16 protein-coding genes are annotated in these 17,955 nt (G+C 70.4%); 11 read left to right on the forward strand and 5 right to left on the reverse strand.

All coding sequences use genetic code 11. From position 1 onward, the window contains the following. Positions 1-43: 43 nt before the first annotated feature. On the forward strand, positions 44-325 hold the full coding sequence (locus tag ACWEK3_RS03095; RefSeq protein WP_450538192.1) for a hypothetical protein: 282 nt from the start codon (positions 44-46) through the stop codon (positions 323-325). Between the two features lie 149 nt (positions 326-474). Further along, positions 475-984, forward strand: coding sequence for a hypothetical protein (locus tag ACWEK3_RS03100; RefSeq protein WP_450538194.1), 510 nt, complete (start codon positions 475-477; stop codon positions 982-984). A gap of 16 nt (positions 985-1,000) precedes the next feature. Here ACWEK3_RS03100 and ACWEK3_RS03105 read toward each other — a convergent pair whose 3' ends face one another. Next, complete coding sequence (locus tag ACWEK3_RS03105) at positions 1,001-1,822, reverse strand: IclR family transcriptional regulator (protein ID WP_384425720.1); 822 nt, start codon at positions 1,820-1,822, stop codon at positions 1,001-1,003. Between ACWEK3_RS03105 and ACWEK3_RS03110 the strand changes: the two genes are divergently transcribed. Next, positions 1,821-4,640: a SpoIIE family protein phosphatase gene (locus ACWEK3_RS03110; protein ID WP_450538195.1), complete on the forward strand. Its 2,820-nt coding sequence runs from the start codon at positions 1,821-1,823 to the stop codon at positions 4,638-4,640. The genes ACWEK3_RS03105 and ACWEK3_RS03110 overlap by 2 nt on opposite strands. A gap of 87 nt (positions 4,641-4,727) precedes the next feature. Here ACWEK3_RS03110 and ACWEK3_RS03115 read toward each other — a convergent pair whose 3' ends face one another. The 4 genes from ACWEK3_RS03115 to ACWEK3_RS03130 all read right to left on the reverse strand — a co-directional run bounded on the left by ACWEK3_RS03115 (position 4,728) and on the right by ACWEK3_RS03130 (position 11,083). Continuing rightward, positions 4,728-6,830, reverse strand: a complete 2,103-nt coding sequence (locus ACWEK3_RS03115; protein ID WP_453248762.1) for a hypothetical protein — start codon at positions 6,828-6,830, stop codon at positions 4,728-4,730. A 643-nt stretch (positions 6,831-7,473) separates the two neighbouring features. Further along, a complete protein-coding gene (locus ACWEK3_RS03120) occupies positions 7,474-8,790 on the reverse strand; it encodes a cation:proton antiporter (protein ID WP_453248763.1) in 1,317 nt (438 codons plus the stop codon). Between the two features lie 149 nt (positions 8,791-8,939). Further along, entirely contained in the window at positions 8,940-10,115 is a 1,176-nt protein-coding gene (locus ACWEK3_RS03125; RefSeq protein ID WP_450538201.1) for an ABC transporter permease, read from the reverse strand. Next, a complete protein-coding gene (locus tag ACWEK3_RS03130) occupies positions 10,112-11,083 on the reverse strand; it encodes an ABC transporter ATP-binding protein (protein WP_453248764.1) in 972 nt (323 codons plus the stop codon). The genes ACWEK3_RS03125 and ACWEK3_RS03130 overlap by 4 nt, the downstream gene beginning before the upstream one ends. A 127-nt stretch (positions 11,084-11,210) precedes the next feature. Here ACWEK3_RS03130 and ACWEK3_RS03135 point away from each other — a divergent pair, with 127 nt between their 5' ends. The 8 genes from ACWEK3_RS03135 (at position 11,211) to ACWEK3_RS03170 (ending at position 17,955) form a co-directional block, all read left to right on the forward strand. Further along, positions 11,211-11,717, forward strand: a complete 507-nt coding sequence (locus ACWEK3_RS03135; protein ID WP_450538204.1) for a hypothetical protein — start codon at positions 11,211-11,213, stop codon at positions 11,715-11,717. Beyond that, positions 11,717-12,043 carry a winged helix-turn-helix domain-containing protein gene (locus ACWEK3_RS03140; RefSeq protein ID WP_450538206.1) on the forward strand — a complete coding sequence of 109 codons (327 nt, stop codon included), beginning with the start codon at positions 11,717-11,719 and terminating at the stop codon, positions 12,041-12,043. Before ACWEK3_RS03135 ends, ACWEK3_RS03140 begins: the two co-directional genes overlap by 1 nt. A gap of 98 nt (positions 12,044-12,141) precedes the next feature. Beyond that, positions 12,142-13,077, forward strand: a complete 936-nt coding sequence (locus ACWEK3_RS03145; RefSeq protein ID WP_450538208.1) for an ABC transporter ATP-binding protein — start codon at positions 12,142-12,144, stop codon at positions 13,075-13,077. Beyond that, positions 13,074-13,841, forward strand: coding sequence for an ABC transporter permease (locus ACWEK3_RS03150; RefSeq protein ID WP_453248765.1), 768 nt, complete (start codon positions 13,074-13,076; stop codon positions 13,839-13,841). Before ACWEK3_RS03145 ends, ACWEK3_RS03150 begins: the two co-directional genes overlap by 4 nt. Positions 13,842-14,069: 228 nt before the next feature. Further along, positions 14,070-14,234 (forward strand): plantaricin C family lantibiotic, encoded by a 165-nt coding sequence (locus tag ACWEK3_RS03155; RefSeq protein WP_384425748.1) that lies wholly within the window; start codon positions 14,070-14,072, stop codon positions 14,232-14,234. A 28-nt stretch (positions 14,235-14,262) separates the two neighbouring features. Further along, positions 14,263-14,424, forward strand: coding sequence for a class II lanthipeptide, LchA2/BrtA2 family (locus ACWEK3_RS03160; protein ID WP_376542507.1), 162 nt, complete (start codon positions 14,263-14,265; stop codon positions 14,422-14,424). 234 nt (positions 14,425-14,658) lie between these two features. Beyond that, complete coding sequence (locus ACWEK3_RS03165; protein ID WP_453248766.1) at positions 14,659-14,820, forward strand: class II lanthipeptide, LchA2/BrtA2 family; 162 nt, start codon at positions 14,659-14,661, stop codon at positions 14,818-14,820. 114 nt (positions 14,821-14,934) lie between these two features. Continuing rightward, positions 14,935-17,955, forward strand: coding sequence for a type 2 lanthipeptide synthetase LanM family protein (locus ACWEK3_RS03170; protein WP_450538212.1), 3,021 nt, complete (start codon positions 14,935-14,937; stop codon positions 17,953-17,955).

Here is a 17,955-nt window from a genome sequence, read left to right on the forward strand (position 1 = left end):
CAATCCCTCGCGGTGACCGACGTCGCCGCAGAAAGGAAACACGATGAAGACCCTGAAGGCTGCCGCTGTCCTCGCCGGGTCCCTGGCCCTCACCGGCGCCGCCGCGCCCGCGTTCGCCCAGAACGCCGCCGACCTCACGCCCAACAGCCTCAACGGCGCCGTGAACACGCTCACCAAGGGCCCCGTCGACGTCATGCCGCTCCAGCACCAGTCCGACGCCCTCAACACCGAGAACCAGAACTCGCTGCTGCACACGGTGAACGGCGCCACCCAGACCCTGAACGCCCCCAAGCCGCTGCTCGGCGGCCTGGCGCTGCAGCGCTGAGCCGAGAGAGGCGTGAGCCCGGCGCCCCGTACCGACCGGACCCGTCGTACTACCGCGGCACTCGGGGGAATCCCGTGCTGGTGGTGGCGTCAGGATCGTTGGGCGGTACGGACGTCGAGCCCCGAACCCGGAAAGGGACCGTACCTGACATGAAGTCGATCACCCGAGGAACCCTCGCCGCCGTCATCACGGGCGTCGCCGCAGCCATGGGCGCGGCAGCGACCCCCGCCGCCGCGGCCGGCACGGTTCCCGTCCCCGTCCCGCTGGGCGGCGCGGAGGCGGCCCTCGGCACGGAACTGCCCGAGGTCGGCGGACAACTGCCGCTGCCCACGGCGGGCGTGCCGGAGCCCCCGCGCTTCGTCCAGGGACGGCTCCTGCCCGAACGCGCCGTGCCGCGGCTGCCGGTCGACGGCGGGCTGCCCGGCCTGGAGCTGCGCGCCCCGCTGGCCCACACCCTCGACGACGGCTTCGACCACGTCGGCGTCGGCCTGCCCGCCTCCGACGTGCGGAGCCTGACCCCGGGCCTCGCCCTGGACGCCCCCCTGACCGCCCCGAACCCCGGTGAACTGCCCGCCCTGAAGCAGCCGGAGCTGGCCGTCCTCGCTCCCGTACTGCGCACCACACCGGGCGCCGACCTGACGGCCGGTCCGGGCCTGTAGCGGCAACGGAGAGACGTCAGCCGTCCGACGTGGGCCGGCGTCCGCCGAGGCGCGCGGTGACCTGGGCGGCGGAATCGCGCACCGTCTCGCCCAGAACCGGGAGCCCTTCGGGGGATACCCGGAACCGGGGCGCGGAGACGAGGACCGAGGCGACCACCTCGCCGCGGTGGTCGAAGACCGGGGCGGCGACGCCCACTTCCTCCACCGAGGTCTCGCCGTAGTTGACGGCGTAGCCGCGCTCGGCGCTCTCCGCGAGGCGGAGCAGATAGGCGTCGACCGCGGCGTCGCTGAGCCCGGGGTGGACCACGGCCCCGCCGGTGACCAGGGCCCGTACCCGCTCGGAGGGCAGCCGGCCGAGGAACACCTGCACCGAGGAACTCGCCGCGGTCTGGTAGCGGGTGCCCAGTGGAGTGCTGTGCTTGACCTCGTGCCGGCTCGCCACCTGCTCCACGCAGACCGCCTCGGCGCCGTTCCACACGAGCAGCGCCGCGGTCTCGCCGGTGCGGTGACTCAGCTCCTGGAGCACCGGATACGCCGCCCGGCGCACATCGAGGTCGGCCAGCAGCGGACCCGCCATCGCGATCACGCCGAGCCCCAGCCGGAACCGCCGGGAGCCCGGGTCGCGCTCGACCAGGCCGTCCTGCTCCAGCGTGGCGAGGATGCGGGACACGGTGGACTTGTGCAGTCCGGTCCGGGTGGCGATCTCGGTGACGCCCAGCTCGGGCTCGTCGACGCTGAAGGTGCGCAGTACCCCGATGCCGTTGCGCAGCACGGTCATACCGCGCCCGGAGCCGGCCGCACCGTTGTCGGGGATCTCGTCCGTCGTATTGCCTGCCATGGTGCGCTCCATCATGCCCTTGCCGGAATGCCGACCGGGACACAGGGAGCAAAATGGAGGAGTGATCGCACACTCCCGTCGATCCCTCCGGCGCGGCGGGCGCGACAACTCGCCGACGCCGCCCACGGGGCGGCTGCGGTCACTGTTCAGGCCGCGCACCGTCGCGGGCCAGGTGTTCCTGCTGCAAGTGGTCATCGCGGTACTGATCGTCGCGGCCGCGCTGGTCGCCCTCGTGCTCCAGGCCGGGGACGACAGCGCCAAGGACGCCCGGGAACGCTCCCTGGGCATCGCCGAGACGCTGGCGTACGCGCCGGACACGCTGAAGGCGATGACCGGCCCCAACCCCACCAAGGTGCTCCAGCCCGTCGCGCAAAAGATCATGAAGGGGACCGACGTCGACCTCGTCGTCATCTACTCGAAGGACGGGATCCGCTACACCCACCCCAACCCGGCCTTCATCGGCAAACCGGTCTTCGGCGCCCGCAAGCCGCCGCCCTCCGCGGTCACCCATACCATCCAGACCACCCAGGGGCGCTCGGTGGTCTCGTACGTCCCCGTCACCAAGCCGGGCGGCGGGGCCGTCGGCACCGTCGCGGTCGCGATCACGGTCCAGAAGGTGGAGACCACGGCGGGCCGGCAGCTCCCGGTCCTGCTGGGGACGGCGGCCGGGGCGCTGGTCCTGGCCGCGGCCGGCACCGCGCTGGTGAGCCGACGGCTGCTGCGTCAGACCCACGGCCTGGGGCCGGCCGAGATGACGCGGATGTACGACCACCACAACGCCGTCCTGCACGCGGTGCGCGAGGGCGTGCTGATCGTCGGGGGCGACGGACAGCTGCTGCTCGCCAACGACGAGGCGCTGCGGCTGCTGGAACTGCCGCCGGACGCGGAGGGGCAGAAGGTCACCGACCTGCCCCTGGACGCCGGCATCGCCGAGCTGCTGACGTCGGAGCGCACGGCCAGCGACGAGGTCCACCTCACGGCCGACACCCTGCTCGCGGTCAACAAGCGGCCCACCGCCCCGTACGGCGAGTACGAGGGGAGTGTGGTGACGCTCAGGGACACCACGGAGCTGCGGGCGCTGTCGGGACGCGCCGAGGTGGCGCGCGAGCGCCTGAAACTCCTCTACGACGCGGGCATGAAGATCGGCACCACCCTGGACGTGTCGCGCACCGCGCAGGAACTGGCGGACGTGGCCGTTCCCCGCTTCGCCGACGTCGTCACCGTCGAACTGGTCGAGGAGGTCCTGCGCGGCCAGGAGCCGACCGGGGCGATCAGCGAGGTGCGCCGGGCCGCGGCGCGGGGCCGTCCCGGGTACCAGCCGCTGGTGGAGGTGGGCCGGCGGCTCAGTTTCGCGCCCGGCTCACCGCAGGCCCGATGCGTGGAGAGCGGTCGAGGGGTGCTCGAGGCGGAGCTGACGGAGGCGGGGGAGTGGCGGGCGGCCGATCCCGATCGCGCACGGCGCGTCCTGGAGCGCGGCATCCACTCCCTGATCGCGGTGCCGCTGCGTGCCCGCGGCACGGTACTGGGGGTGGTGGACTTCTGGCGCCGGCGGGAGGAGGCCTTCGACGCGGAGGACGTACCGTTCGCCGAGGAACTGGCCGCTCGGGCCGCCGTCGCCCTCGACAACGCCCGCCGCTACACCCGCGAGCACACCATGGCGGTCACCCTGCAACGCAGCCTGCTGCCCCGCGGCCTGCCCGAATACAGCGCCCTGGAGGTGGCCTACCGCTATCTGCCGGCCCGGGCGGGGGTGGGCGGGGACTGGTTCGACGTGATCGAACTGTCCGGAGCCAGGGTGGCCCTGGTGGTCGGCGACGTGGTGGGACACGGGCTGCACGCGGCGGCCACCATGGGACGGCTGCGCACCGCGGTGCACAATTTCTCCACCCTGGACCTTGCCCCGGACGAACTGCTGGCCCGCCTGGACGACCTGGTGGCCCGGCTCGACCGGGACGGCCCGGCCGACGGCGGTGAGGAGGGGCTCGCGGGGGCCACCTGCCTGTACGCCGTCTACGACCCGTCCTCGGGCACCTGCTTCCTGGCCCGGGCCGGCCACCCGCCGCCCGCCCTCGTTTCCCCGGACGGCAGCGTGGCCTTCCCCGACCTGCCCGCCGGACCGCCCCTGGGCCTGGGCGGCCTGCCGTTCGAGGCCACCGAACTGCGGCTGCCCGAGGGGAGCCAGCTGGTCCTCTACACGGACGGGCTCGTCGAGGGCCGGGAACGGGACATCGGCGCCGGCCTCGAACTCCTGCGTGCCGCGCTGGCCCATTCCGACCGGTCCCCGGAGCAGACCTGCCGAGCGGTGCTCGACGCCCTTCCCCCGGACCACGCCAGCGACGACATCGCCCTGCTGGTGGCCCGTACCCGCGTACTCGATCCCGATCTGGTCGCCGACTGGGACGTGCCGGCCGACCCCGCGGCCGTCTCCCGCGTCCGCGCCGACGTCGCCCGGCAGCTGAAGGACTGGGGCCTGGAGGACGCGAGCTTCACCACCGAACTCGTCCTCAGCGAACTGGTCACCAACGCCATCCGCTACGGCAGTGCCCCCATCCACGTCCGCCTGCTGCGTGACCGCAAACTGATCTGCGAGGTCTCCGACGGCAGCAGCACCTCGCCCCACCTGCGGTACGCGGCGACCACGGACGAGGGCGGACGGGGTCTGTTCCTGGTCGCCCGGTACGCCGAGCGCTGGGGAACCCGGTACACCCCCACCGGCAAGGTCATCTGGACCGAGCAGCCGCTGCACGGCGGGACGGGGTCGGCCGACGGCCCCGTGGGCGGCGACCTGCTCGACCAGTGGGACGACGGGACGCTGTGACCCGGCCCTGACCGCCCGCTGGACCCCGCCTTCCTGTCCGCGGGCATCTCCGCCCCACGGGCGGCACCGGCGTACAGGCCTGCGGGATCAGCGCCTGACGTGCTTGCTGTCCAGCGGTGACCTGGTGTCCCGCTGTGCCGGGATGGCGGCGAGCGCTCGCGCCGCCGTACCCGCCCGGTGTCCGCCGGGCACCGCGCTCAGCGCACGGGCCGCCTCGTTGAAGCGGACGGCGGAGGGCGGATCGCTCGGGCCCAGCAGGTGCCGCTTGAGCTCGGCACGGGTCTCGGTGTGGGTGTCCTTCTCGGGGTGGCGCACGGACTCCAGGAGGGCCGGTACACCGGAGGCGTCCGGAGTGAGGACGGCGCCTGCCCGGACGGTGGGGAAGGTGTCGCGGAAGTCCTGCTCCGGAAGGCCGCTGGTGTTGGCGACGGCGTAGGGCTTCTCGCTCGCCAGATAGTCGGATATGACGCTGGAGACATCGCTGACCAGCAGGTCGGCCACGTTGAAGCAGGCGTAGACGGTCGGCCGCGCCTCGGTGATGATCCGGTGCTCCCACGCGGGGAACGAGGCCCAGTACGCGGTCTCCCAGGTGGCGGTCGCCGCGGCCACGGCCTCGGCTCGACCGGGTTCCGGGACCGACTGGAACAGCATCCGCTCCGTGTTGTCCGCGCTCGCCCGGAACGAGGACGTGGTCAGCCGGTCGAGTTCGGCGGTCCGCCGGGCCAGTTCCGCCGCCGCGGAGGGCGCGGGTCGCTCATCGGAGTGTTCCGCGGCACGGAGCGTGTTCGCGGCGCGGATCATCTCCTGGATCCGGGTGTTCGCGGATGCCGCCCGCGGATCGACCGAGCCGGTCAGCGGGTGCGGCTTGTACAGGAGCCGGACCCCGGGGTCGGCCAGGAGGGCGCGGACGATGTTCTCGCCGGCCTCGATGACCGAGGTGTTGCCCGGATTGCCGTCCCACCCCTCCCACGTGGGGGCGTAGAGAACCGTGGTGTACGGGCCCACGGGCGCACCGGCGTACGGCTCGATCACGTCCAGCTGCGGGCGTCCGATCTCCACGACGTCGTTGTCGTCGACACCCACGTTCGCCAGGGCGTACCGCTCGCGCGCCGCGGGACCGGCCACCCACACCTCGTCGTACGCCTTCGCATACGGATTGCAGCTGGACAGTTTGTCGCTCTCGCCGTGGTTGACGAACGCGTGCTTGATGGTCGGGATGCGCAGCACCTGCGAGGTCTTCCCGGAGTTCGACGGATGGATCATCATCGTCAGGGTCGAGTGCTCCAGCCTCATCAGGTCGGCGACCTTCGGCAGACACACGATCGGGATGTCGGTGGACGCGATCTGGTTCATCATGAAGCGCTCACGCAGCACGATCAGCGGGCGGCCCTCCAGCCGGGACAGCGGCTCCAGCCACATGTTCGCCTGATAGGCCGAGCTCGTGCCGCCGGAGAAGTACATGCCCACCGTCGGCTGGTACTCCGCGAGCCAGGCGTCGAACCACTCCAGCGCCTGCTTGCTCGTCACCGGCCTGCGTCCCGGCAGCAGCCGCCGCAGCAGTATGCCGTTGGCCACCAGGGCGAGGGCGGCTGACAGGGCGATTCCCGCGACGGCCCACCAGGCCGAGCCACCCACCGCGGTGGTCAGCAGTCCGGCCGCCGAGGGCAGACCGAACGCGAGGAGCCGCTGCCCGGAGCGCTGCGTCAGCAGCGCCGGGGGAGCGGGGCTCAGCAGCAGCGGCGAGGTGTCGATGTTCCGGGTCACCACGGGCAGGGTGCGGGTGCGGCGTACGAGGATCGCAAGCGCCTGGGACGCGAAGTGCAGGGCGTAGAAGAGCAGCAGACCGCAGACCAGAGCCAGGTATTTCGTCTCGTAGTCCTCGTTGCTGATGCGGGTCAGGCCGGTCACCAGCAGAAGGTCCCGGATGACTTGGCGCACGGTCACGGTCGCGTGCAGCTTCCCGAGGGCGGTGGTCACGTTCCGCTGCCACCGGTGCAGGGCCATGTCCGCCGCCAGCCCGACAGTGGTGGAGGCCACGAGCAGGGGAACGCTGGGGAGGAGCGCACCTACTGCCTGAGCGGCGAACGACAGGGCGAGCACTGCGGGCAGGAGGAGGCGCGCCGCGGCGGTGCGCAACCGAGCGGGTGGGGGTATTGCTGACAACTTCGCGGGCTCCAGGCCAATCACCATCCTTGTGCACGGACTTGCCGACTTGCGCGCTCAGATGGCCGCGGGCCGGAAGCCGATGCGTACGGATGTTTTCCTTCAAATTTCAGCGGACTTTACCTATGGGACATCCCTGACTCCAGGGAGAACAGGAGGATTTTGTTTGAAGGGACGGTGTATCACTGTGCCCGATGTGACCTTCAAGTAACCGAGTGACGCCCCTCACGAAATGCATGCGCGGCTGCGCGAAGCGTCTGTGGCCAGGTGTATTCGAAAGATCAAGGCCATGCCGCTGAGCTGCACTGACGCTCCGTGTTGTATGCGAAGCGGAGTGTTGTTCCTGTCTTTGGACCCGATGAGTCGAGGCTGTGGAGTGAATTTGCCCACGCTGTGACCGGTCTTGGTATTCCGTTGACGGGTGAGACATTGAACACGCGGCGATCTCACCACAAGTGACGAGTTCACAGCGGCATTTCCGCCGGCCCGCGGATAGGGCAGGTTGCGAGCCTGCCCGTTAGTGCCCGGAGTCGTGATCGTGAAGGGCGCGGACTGGGCGAAGGGGCGACGCAGCAGCCGTCGAAGGCCCCCTACACCCGGAGGTAGGGGGCCTCGTCGGATCCTGCCCGGCATCGCGGCCAGGGCCCGTCCGTGAAAGGTGCCGTGGGCCTCAGCCGAAGGTGTCGGAGGGTGCCGGGCGCCCGGCGCCGGCCACGGGCCTGTCGTCGGATCCGGCGTCTTCGGGCGCCGGATCCGACGCCGGGCGGCGGCGCTCGAGGAGGGAGAGGAGCGGACCGGTCATGGCAGTGGTGACCAGGGCCATCACCACCATGATCGAGTACAGGTCCTGGTCGAGCAGGCCCAGCTGGAGGCCGACGGAGAGCATCACCAGCTCCGTCAGGCCGCGGGTGTTCATCAGGGTGGCGAGTACGGCCGCCGAACGGGCCGGCAGGCGGCCGAGCCGTGCGGCGGCGTAGGTGCCGCCGGTCTTGCCCGCCACCGCGGTCACCAGGATCAGCGCCAGTTCGAGCAACCCGTGGCCGTTCAGGCCGGTGAGGTCCACCGTGAGGCCGCTGAGCACGAAGAAGGCCGGCATCAGGAGGGAGGAGGACTGCTCCACGGTGTCGCGCAGCCGGTCGTACGCCGAGGGGGTGGAGCCGGAGGAGGCGGAGCCCGGGGACGCGGAGCCGGAGTTCCCGTGGTCGCGCGGGACGACGAGGCCGAAGAGGAGCGCACCGAAGACGAGATGCGTTCCCATCGCCTCGGTGGCGGCAGCGGAGAGCAGCGCGCCGACGATCAGCAGAAGCGGCCCGGGCCGCCAGGTGATACGCGCGAGCAGCGGCCGTACCACCATCAGCATGAGCAGCAGATACGGCACGAAGAGCAGGGCACCGGCCCCGCCGCCCGACACGGCCGCGGTGACGGCGGCGAGCGCGATCCAGGCCAGTACGTCCACCACCGCGGCGGACGCCATGGCCACGGCGCCCTCGCGGGTGGTGGTCAGGCCCCGGTCGACGAGGATCCGGGCCAGGACGGGCAGGGCGGTGACGGAGAGCGCGAGGGCGAGGAAGATGACGGCACCGGCCTGACCGCCGCCGGACCGGTCGTCGGCACCTTCCGGTAAGAACAGCAGTCCAAGACCGGTGCCGAGCAGGAACACGGGAGCCGTGGCACCGGCCGCGACGACTCCCGCCACTCTCAACTGGCCCCGCAGGGCTGCCGGTTGCAGGTGCAGGCCGACGCCGAACATGAAGAGGGCGAGCCCGATGTTGGCGACCGCGGTGAGCAGCGGGCGTATGTCGTGGGGGAAGAGGAACTCGCCGACGGCGCCGTGCAGGATCGTGGGGCCCATCAGCACGCCGGCGGCGATCTCGCCGACCACGGGTGGCTGCCGCAGCCGGACGGCGACCCGTCCGGCGATCCGGGACAGCAGCACGGCGGCGGCGAGTCCCACTAACAGGTGCACAAGGTCAGGGTTGGCGCCCATGGCATCCTCCGGCTCTCGGGCAGCTTTCGGGAAGAGGGGACGGCACGCCCACCCACGGGAGGGGCGGGGCAGAGGACCGGCGTCGAGGGCAGCGCGGGGGCCCGGTGGTTCGCCGCCGGGCCCCTGCCTCCTGCCGCCGGAAACACCCGTCAGGCGGCCAGGGCCTGCCGCCACCGGACCGGCGCACCGACCCTCAGCACCGAGTTGCGGTAGATCCGCGCGGCGAGGGCCATGCAGCAGGCCGTTACCAGGAGCAGGACGCCGGCGGCGGCGAACTGCTGGACCGTCGTCACCGTGCCGACCGAGGACCTGAGCGGCATCACCAGGCCGGAGAACGGGGGTATGTACTGCACGACCGACACCCAGGGCGCGGACAGATGGGCGGCAGCCGCCGTCGCGACGCCCACCGGGGCCAGCGCGAGCACCATCACCGGTGTCAGCACACCCTGCAGGTCCTCCGGTCGTGACACCAGTGACCCCGCCGCGGCGTACAGCGAGGCGAACATGGCGAAGGTCAGGAGGAACCACAGCACCGTCACCATCATGTCCTTCGGCCCCTGCATCGTGGCGACCTGGTCGGACACCATCGACTGGGCCGCGACCACCCCGCCCAGCATCGTGCCCACCTGCACCATGGCGGACGTGGCGATGCCGGAGACCTTGCCGACGAGCAGTTCCAGGGGGGTGAGCGTGGCGAGCAGCACCTCCACCACGCGTGTGGACTTCTCCTCGACCACGCCCTGCGCGATCATCGATCCCTGACCGACGATCTGCATGAAAAGGATCACGATCAGGCTGGCGGCGGCGCCCACCTGGAGGCCGCCGACGGCGTTCCCCACGGTCACCGTGGTGGGCGCCGCGGCCGCTGTGTCCTGGGCCAGTTGCCCCAGGTCCACCTTCTGCCGGATCAGGGCCTGGGTGGTGGCCCGGTTCCCGGCCAGTGCGGCGGCTCCGGCCCGTGCCTGGTCACCGGTGTCGGCGCGGACCAGTACGGACGTGTGGCCGCCCGCGACGACCACGGCCGCGTCCACGTGCTTGTCCTCGACGAGCTTCCGCGCCTCACCCGCGCCGGCGCACGTCTTCACCCGGACGTCGGGAGGCGCGGTACCGAAAGACGAGGCCGGGGCGCCGCAGACGGCCACATCGGCGGAGCTGCTCTTCCCGATCAGATTGAAGCCGAACACCAGGCCGAACGTGATGAGGGACAGGAAGACCAGGCTCATGAGATAGCCCCTGGTCATCATCCGCGCCCTCAGTTCCCGGAGGTAGACCAGGCGGACCCGGGAGGGGCGCAGCGAGCGCTGCTCGGCGTCGGGGCGCTTCATGAGGACACCTCGTCCAGCTTGGCACTGCGGGGCTTTGGCGGGGCCTCGGCGTGCGTCGGCGGTAAGTCCTTGGCCGGCTCGATCAGGTCCCGGAACAGCTCGGCAAGACTGGGTGTCTGCCGCTGCAGCCGGCGTACGGTGCCGTGCCGTACGGCCTCCGCCAGCAGGTCGTTCTCGGCGCGGTCCGCGGCCAGGTCGACCAGGACACCCTGCTGGTGCGTCCGGAACCCGGCGACCGCCGCGCAATGCGCGGGCCAGTCCTCGGGGGCGCCCTCGACCTCGACGTACACCTGGCTGTTCACCTCCGTGGGCCGCAGTTCCTCCAGGGAGCCGCAGGCCGCGAGGCGCCCGGCGCGCACGATTCCGACCCGGTCGCAGAGCTGTTCGACCAGCTCCAGCTGGTGGCTGGAGAAGAGCACGGGCACGCCCTGTGCGGCCTTGTCGCGCAGGACCTCGCTCATGGCGTCCACGGCGATCGGGTCGAGACCGGAGAACGGCTCGTCCAGGATGAGCACTTCGGGGTCGTGGACCAGGGCGGCGGCCAGCTGGACGCGCTGCTGGTTGCCCAGGCTGAGGTTGTCCACCGGTTTCTCGCGGTGGTGCGTGATCCGCAGCCGTTCCGTCCAACGGACCATCGCGTCCTGGGCGTCGGCCCGGGACAGGCCGTGGAGCCGGCCGAGATAGATCAGTTGCCGGGCGACGGTCATCTTGGGATATAGTCCGCGCTCCTCCGGCATGTAGCCGAACCGCGCCGACTCCAGCCGTCCGACGGGTACTTCACCCCAGAGCACCTGCCCCTGGTCCGGTGCGAGGACCCCGACGCCGATGCGCATGGCGGTGGTCTTGCCCGCCCCGTTGCCGCCGACGAAACCGAAGATCTCGCCCGGTCTGACGGTGAACGTCAGTGAGTCCAGTGCCTGTTGGGATCCGAAGCTCTTCGACACGCTCTCGAGTCCGAGAGGCTTCACGAGCCCACCCCCTCCTTCTGCTTCCCAGTCGCATGGTCTTCCGCGGAGCGTACTTTCCTCTTGGGAAAGTACCTGCTACTTTCCCAAGAGGAAAGTAGGAGTGCTCCCGAGGAGGATGCGAGGGGCCATGGGATCCGACGACACGCAGGGCAGCAACCACCCGGACCGGCAGGAGGTGACGCCGGCCGCCGCGCAGGCCGCGCTCGACGACATCCGCAGGCGGCGGGAACAGTCCGGCATGGCCGAGTTGCGGCACGGTCTGTCCCGCTTCTATCTCTTGGCGGCGGCGCTGCTGCTGTTCGCCGCCTTCGCCTCCTTCGACCTGCCCAATCCCTGGGGCGGGGCGGTGCTGCTCCCGGGACTGGTCCTGGTGGCGCTGATGGCGTCCCGCTGGGCGTACCGCGCGCCGGTCCGCGGCAAGCCGGGCGCCGGTGCGTGGCTGCTCGCGATCGTCGGCGGGATCGCGGTGTTCGCGGTGTTCAGCGGCCTGGCGGCGGCGTTCGAGGCGGCTGGGGCACCGGTGCCGCATCTCATCGCGGCGGTGGTCGTGGTGGGGGCGGGCCTGCTCGTGGCGACCCGCGCCCGAGGAGTCGCCGAGGCGCGCCTGCGCCGCCGGACGGGCGGGCAGGGCTGATGGACACGGGCAGCGACTTCGACGAGTTCCTGCACGCCGTACCCCGGCTGACGATCGTCGCGCTGCTGGCACCCGCCGGGTGGACCGAGTTCGCGTTCATCCGGGATTCGCTCGCGATGGGCGACTCCGCGCTGTCCAAGCAGTTGTCGGCGCTCGCCGGTGAGGGGTATGTCGAGGTGCGCAAGCAGTTCGGCACGGGGGCGCGGCGCACGCTCGTACGGCTTACTCCCAAGGGCCGGGAGGCCTTCGTGCGGCATGCGTCGGCGCTGCAGCGGATCGCGGCGACGGCACACGCCATGCCGGCCGACGAGTCCGACCAGCCGTAGGGCGGTGTTTCCCGCCGGGCGCCTGGCGTGATCCCCGGGCTTTCCTTTTTCGTGCCCCATTTTATGTGCGGAGAGTAATTGATGGGAGGCTTATCGTAATGATCGAGGTTCGAGAGCTGACAAAGGACTACGGGACGACCCGGGCGGTCGACGGGCTCACCTTCCGGGTCCAGCCGGGGCGGGTGACCGGATTCCTGGGACCCAACGGCGCCGGGAAGTCCACGACGATCCGCGCGATGATCGGTCTCGACCGTCCCACCTCCGGGGAAGTCCTCATCGACGGCAAGCGCTACGAGGACCTGCCCCGCCCCCTGACGACTGTGGGCGCGCTGCTCGACGCGCGCGCGGTGCACAGTGGACGGAGCGTGCGGGGGCATCTGACGGGTCTGGCCCGCAGCAATCGTCTGCCGCTGCGGCGAGTCGACGAACTCCTCGAGATGGTCGGGCTCACGAGCGTGGCCGGCAAGCGGGCCAAAGGGCTGTCGCTGGGCATGGCCCAGCGGCTCGGTATCGCCGCCGCGCTTCTCGGTGACCCGCAGGCGCTCCTGCTCGACGAACCGGTCAACGGCCTCGATCCGGAGGGCGTGAAGTGGATCCGCGATCTGATGAAGCACATGGCGGACGAGGGCCGTGCGGTGCTGGTCTCCAGCCATCTGATGAGCGAGATGGCGCTGACCGCCGGGCATCTGGTCGTGATCGGACGCGGCAGGCTCCTGGCCGACACCCCCGCCGAGGAGTTCATCGCGGGCAACTCCCGTTCCTACGTCCTCATCCGCACGCCCGAGCCCGAGCGCATGCGCGACCTCCTGGCCGCGCGTGGCATCCACGTGGACCAGGGGGCCGACGGGTCCCTCGAGGCGGTGGGCACCGACCCGAGGACAGTGGGCACCCTGGCGGCCGAGAACCGGATCCCCGTCTACGAGGTGAGCCCCAGGACGGCCTCACTGGAGGAGGCGTTCATGCAGTTCACCGCGGGTTCCGTGGAGTTCCGCGCGGAGCGGGCCGCGCAGGCCGAGCAGGAGGCAGTGCGATGAGCAGCGATGTGAGCGCGTCCGTCGCCTTCGAATGGTCCAAGGTGCGCACCCTGCGCTCCATGGTGTGGAGCCTTGTCCTCTTCGCCGTACTCAGTCTCGTGCTCGCCGTCGTGACCGGACTGGTCGTACAGCACCAGTACCCCGACAAGCCGGCCCGTGCCTCCTTCGATCCGATCTCCACCGGATTCAGCGGGCTGCGGCTGGGCCTGATGGGGCTCGTGGTGTTCGGCGTGCTGATCGTCACCAGCGAGTACTCGTCCGGGACGATCCGCAGCTCTCTGGCCGCGGTGCCGCGGCGCGGGGCCTTCTACGCGGGCAAGATGCTCACCGGCGGGCTGACGGCACTCGGGACGTCGGTCGTCGTCGCGCTCACCAGTTTCTTCGCCACCCAGGCGACCATGGGCGCGGGGCAGAGGGTGTCCCTCAGCGATGACGGCGTGCCGCGCGCGCTGGTGGGGGCGGTGCTGTACATGACCATGCTCTGCCTGTTCACCATGGGCGTCGCCACGGTCCTGCGCTCCTCCGCGCTCACCATGGGCATTCTGGTGCCGCTCTTCTTCACGGTCTCGACGATCCTCACCAGCATCCCCGGCGTCGGCAAGGCCGCGCAGTTCCTGCCCGACGTGGCCGGCGGGATGGTCCTCTACCGGGACGCGCCCAAGGGTTACGTGCTGGACGCGTGGTCGGGGCTGGCGGTCCTCGCCGTGTGGACCGGAGCCGCGGCGGTGGCCGGGTATCTGGCGATGCGGCGCCGGGACGTCTGACGGCGTCGGCCGGGCGGTGGTCCGGCCGAGTCGGGGCCGGTCGAATTGCTGCGCCGGGGCCGGTGGTCGAGTTTCCTGATCCGGCCTATGCGGACCGTATGCGCGGCCGATGCGCGCTCCCCGTCGTCGGGAGTGCGGGAGTCGAATGTTGCCCTCCCAAGATGGATTTCGGGCGCCGGTCGAACAGCCGGCACGGCGTCCGAAACCCCATCACACAAGGAGGCTCCAATGTACCAGGGTGACCTGTCTCTCCTCGAGGAGATCGAGGAGCAGGACTTCGAGGGTGTTGCGTACGGTGCGTGCACCACGAACACCTTCTCCCTTTCGGACTTCCTGGGTAACAAGGGTGGTTGGTGCACGCTCACCAAGGAATGCCAGCCCAACTGCAGCTGACCCTCGTCCACGGAAGGGAAGAACCGTCATGAAGGACGAGAAGAACATTCTCGGGATGTACGACGAGGCCGAGCTCATCGAGCTGAGCGAGGCCGACGTGACCGGCGGTACGACGCCGGTTTCCGTCGCGATAACCGTCGCGGCCAGCGTTGCCTTCTGCCCGACCACCAAGTGCACCAAGTCCTGCTGAGTTCTCTGTAGGTCGGTGTAAGCGGAGGGAGCGCGACGTCTGACGGCGTCGGTTGGGCGGTGGTCCGGCGTGCGGACCGTATGCGCGGCCGATGCGCGCTCCCCGACGTCGGGAGTGCGGAGGTCGAATGTCGCCCTCCCAGGATGGGTTTCGGGCGCCGGTCGAACAGCCGGCACGGCGTCCGAAACCCCGGCCAGTTGCAGCTGACCCTCGTCTACGGAAGGGAAAAGCATCATGAAGGACGAGAAGAACATTCTCGGGATGTACGACGAGGCCGTGCTCATCGAGCTGAGCGAGGCCGACGTGACCGGCGGTACCACGCCGGTCTCCGTCGCGATCACCGTCGCGGCGAGCGTTGCTTTCTGCCCGACCACCAAGTGCACCAGCAGCTGCTGAGTTCTCTGTAGGTCGGTGTAAGCGGACGGGGCGGAATGGGTCTGGACCCCCAAGGATCCCATTTCCGCCCCGTCTTTTGGGGGTCACTTGACATCGCGTGCAGAAGGACAGGCAATGACACCTGCGATCAATTTCTATCCGGAGTTCGACGACACGGAGATCGAGGAAACGATCACACCGCTGGCGTCGTTCGACGAGCATGTTCTTGCTGTTGTCGGTGGGGAGCCGCAGAAGCCGGCCGAGGGTTCCGCGGCGGCAGGCCGGCCCGCGGTCGTCAAGGACTGGTTGTCACAGCCGGAGGAATATTCGTTCCAGCATGTGATCAGGGCGGTCGCGGCGGGCGTCGCGGACGGTGATCCGCTGGCCGCCTTCCCGGACCTGTTCGCCGACCCGGACGACGTACTGGTCGAACTGCTCGGCCGGGCGGAGATCCGCATTCGCGAGATGTACACCCGCCCGCTGGTAGCAGCGGTCAACCACGCCCGTGAGAAGGGCCTCCTCGAAGGAGACACCCCGCACGAGCGCTACCAGTACTTCCTGGACGAGGCGATCCGCAGCTCGTTCACCGACATCGGCGGCCTCAGCTTTCCCGTGCTGCGGAACCTCACGCCAGTCGTACTGGCCGGCACGGTCGACAGCGTCGTCGAACTCTGCGCCAGGCTGGTCGCCGACCGGGAGGCGCTCCGCGACACCTTCGGCCTCGCGCCGGAGGACCGGCTGACCTCGTTCGGCGCGCCCGAAGGCGACACCCACCATCACGGGCGCGCGGTCTGCGTGCTCACCTTCGAGTCCGGAAAGCGACTGGTCTGCAAACCGCGCGACGTGTCCTGCGAGGCGGGCTTCGCGAAGCTCGCGGACGAATTCAACGCGGCCTTCGGCACCCGTCTCGTCGCTGCGAAGGTGCTCGCCCGCGACGGCTACGGGTACGTCGAGTACATCGAGACCGAGGACGTGTCGGACATGTCCGAGCGCTTCATGCGGGACAGCGGCGAACTCGGGGCTGTCCTCTATCTGTTGAACGCGCGTGACATGCACTTCGAGAACATCGTGCCGACCCGGCGCGGCCCCGTTCCGGTGGACCTGGAGACCATCCTCCATCCCGACCGGATCCATGTCGCAAAGGTCCCGGAGGCCGACGGAAACGCGTACGACACCATCGCGCACTCGGTCTACGGCGTGGGCATCCTGCCGCTGGTGATGGCCGGCAAGAAGGACCAGGCCGGCCATGTGGACCTCGGATTCCTCGGCGGGCCGGGAGCCGGTACCTCTCCCTTCAAGCAGGTGAGTTTCGAGGATCCGTACACCGACCGGATCAGGCTGCTCCTCAAGCAGCAGGAGGTGACCGCGCGGAAGACCGTCGTGGGCGAGCGGACCGAGGAGGAGATACTCCATCTCGGTCAGAGGATGGCGGAGGGTTTCACCCGGGTGTACCGCGCCGTCCTGGCGGCACCCGGCACATGGACCGATCTGCTGCGCACGACGGCCGACGGCCTGCGGATCCGCTACATCCACAATCCCACCGCGCTCTACGGGCAGACGCTGCGCATGACGACCGGACCGAGCGCGCTCGACGATCCGGCCACCTATCTCGCGCTGCTCAAGCGCATCTCCATAGCCAGCAAGAACTCCGCCCGGGAGATCATCGTCTCGGAGCTCCGTCAGATGGCCGAGCGTGACGTGCCGTACTTCACGGTCGGCGCCACCGGCACGGAGGTCTGCGACGGAGACGGCATGGAGGTCGGCGCCGCGCTCGACAGCTCCCCTCTGGATCTGGCCCTCCAGAAGGCAGCCGGTCTCGGCGAGTTCGACCTCGCGCAGCAACTGCACCTGATCCGTTCGGCGTTCACCGCTCAGTTCCCGGACAACCATCTGATTCCCGCACAGCACACGGGAGCCCCCGCGGACGGTGGTGCCGGCTCCGGCGAGCGCCAGGCCCTGGTCTCTCTCGCGCGTGAACTCTGCGACGTCCTGGTCGAGACCTCCCTGCCCGATCGCTTCGCCCATCTGCCCCGGACCTGGATCGGCCCGCTGGCGTCCGCCGAGGCGGACCGCCCCTGGCCTCCCGGCGTGCTCGGCTACGACCTGTACACCGGGCGGACCGGACTCGCTCTCACGCTGGGCGCCGCCGGACGTGTCCTGGACGACGAGCGCTACCTGAACGTGTCCCGGCAGATCTTCTCGGCGACCGCCGAGATCCTGTCCTCGCACCGCTATGAGGCCCGCAGCGTCGAACATGCCGGTTACGGCGGTTACACCGGCATGGCGGGCACCCTGTTCAGCCTGGCCGCGACGGGCCGCCTGATCGGTGAGGACGACTGGGTGCGCGCCGCCCAGGGAGCGGTGCCGCTGGTCCTCGACCAGATCCGCGGGGAGCGGCCCGACAGGCTGATGCTGGACGTCATCGGTGGCCTCGCGGGTGTGCTGAGCTGCGTGATCGCCATCGGTGGCCCCGACGCGCCGGAAGCGGTCACCGAAGTGGCGGTCCTGCTCGTCGAAGCCCTCCAGCGGGATGGACTCTTCGCCCGGTCGGTACTGGACCAGTCGGGGTTCGCCCACGGCATCAGCGGTGTCGTCCACGCCCTCAGCCGCGCTCATCCCCTGCTGCCGGAGGAACGCAGACCACTGGTCGAGTCTGCGCTGGCCTCGCTCGTGGAGCGGTTCGACGTGTTCTTCGACGCGGACGAGCAGAACTGGACGTCCCGGGCGTCGGGGCGGGGAACCTTCGCGACGGGCTGGTGCCACGGCTCGACGGGTATCGCCCTGGGCCTGTCCGCATACGCGACCGTTACCGGCGCCGAAGACGTCACGGCCACGCTGGACCAGGCGGTCGGGAACATCCTGAGCCTCGGTTTCGGGCGCAACCTCACCTGGTGCCACGGCGACCTGGGGAGCCACGGCGCGCTGCGCTCCATCGCAGGACCGGCCGGCGCACCGCTGCACGCCGACGTGCGGGAGCAGGAACGCAGGTGGCTCCAGCCGGACGTGTTCCGCCGCAAGATGGCCGACCCGCACAGCCGCTACGCGCACACCAACAGCCTCATGGTCGGCAGTGCCGGCCTGGCGCTGCACCTGCTCAACCGCATCGAGCCGGACCTGCGCGTCTGCCCGCTCACCCTCACCGCGGGGGAGCGCTGA

It is taken from the genome of Streptomyces sp. NPDC004721, assembly GCF_053601495.1.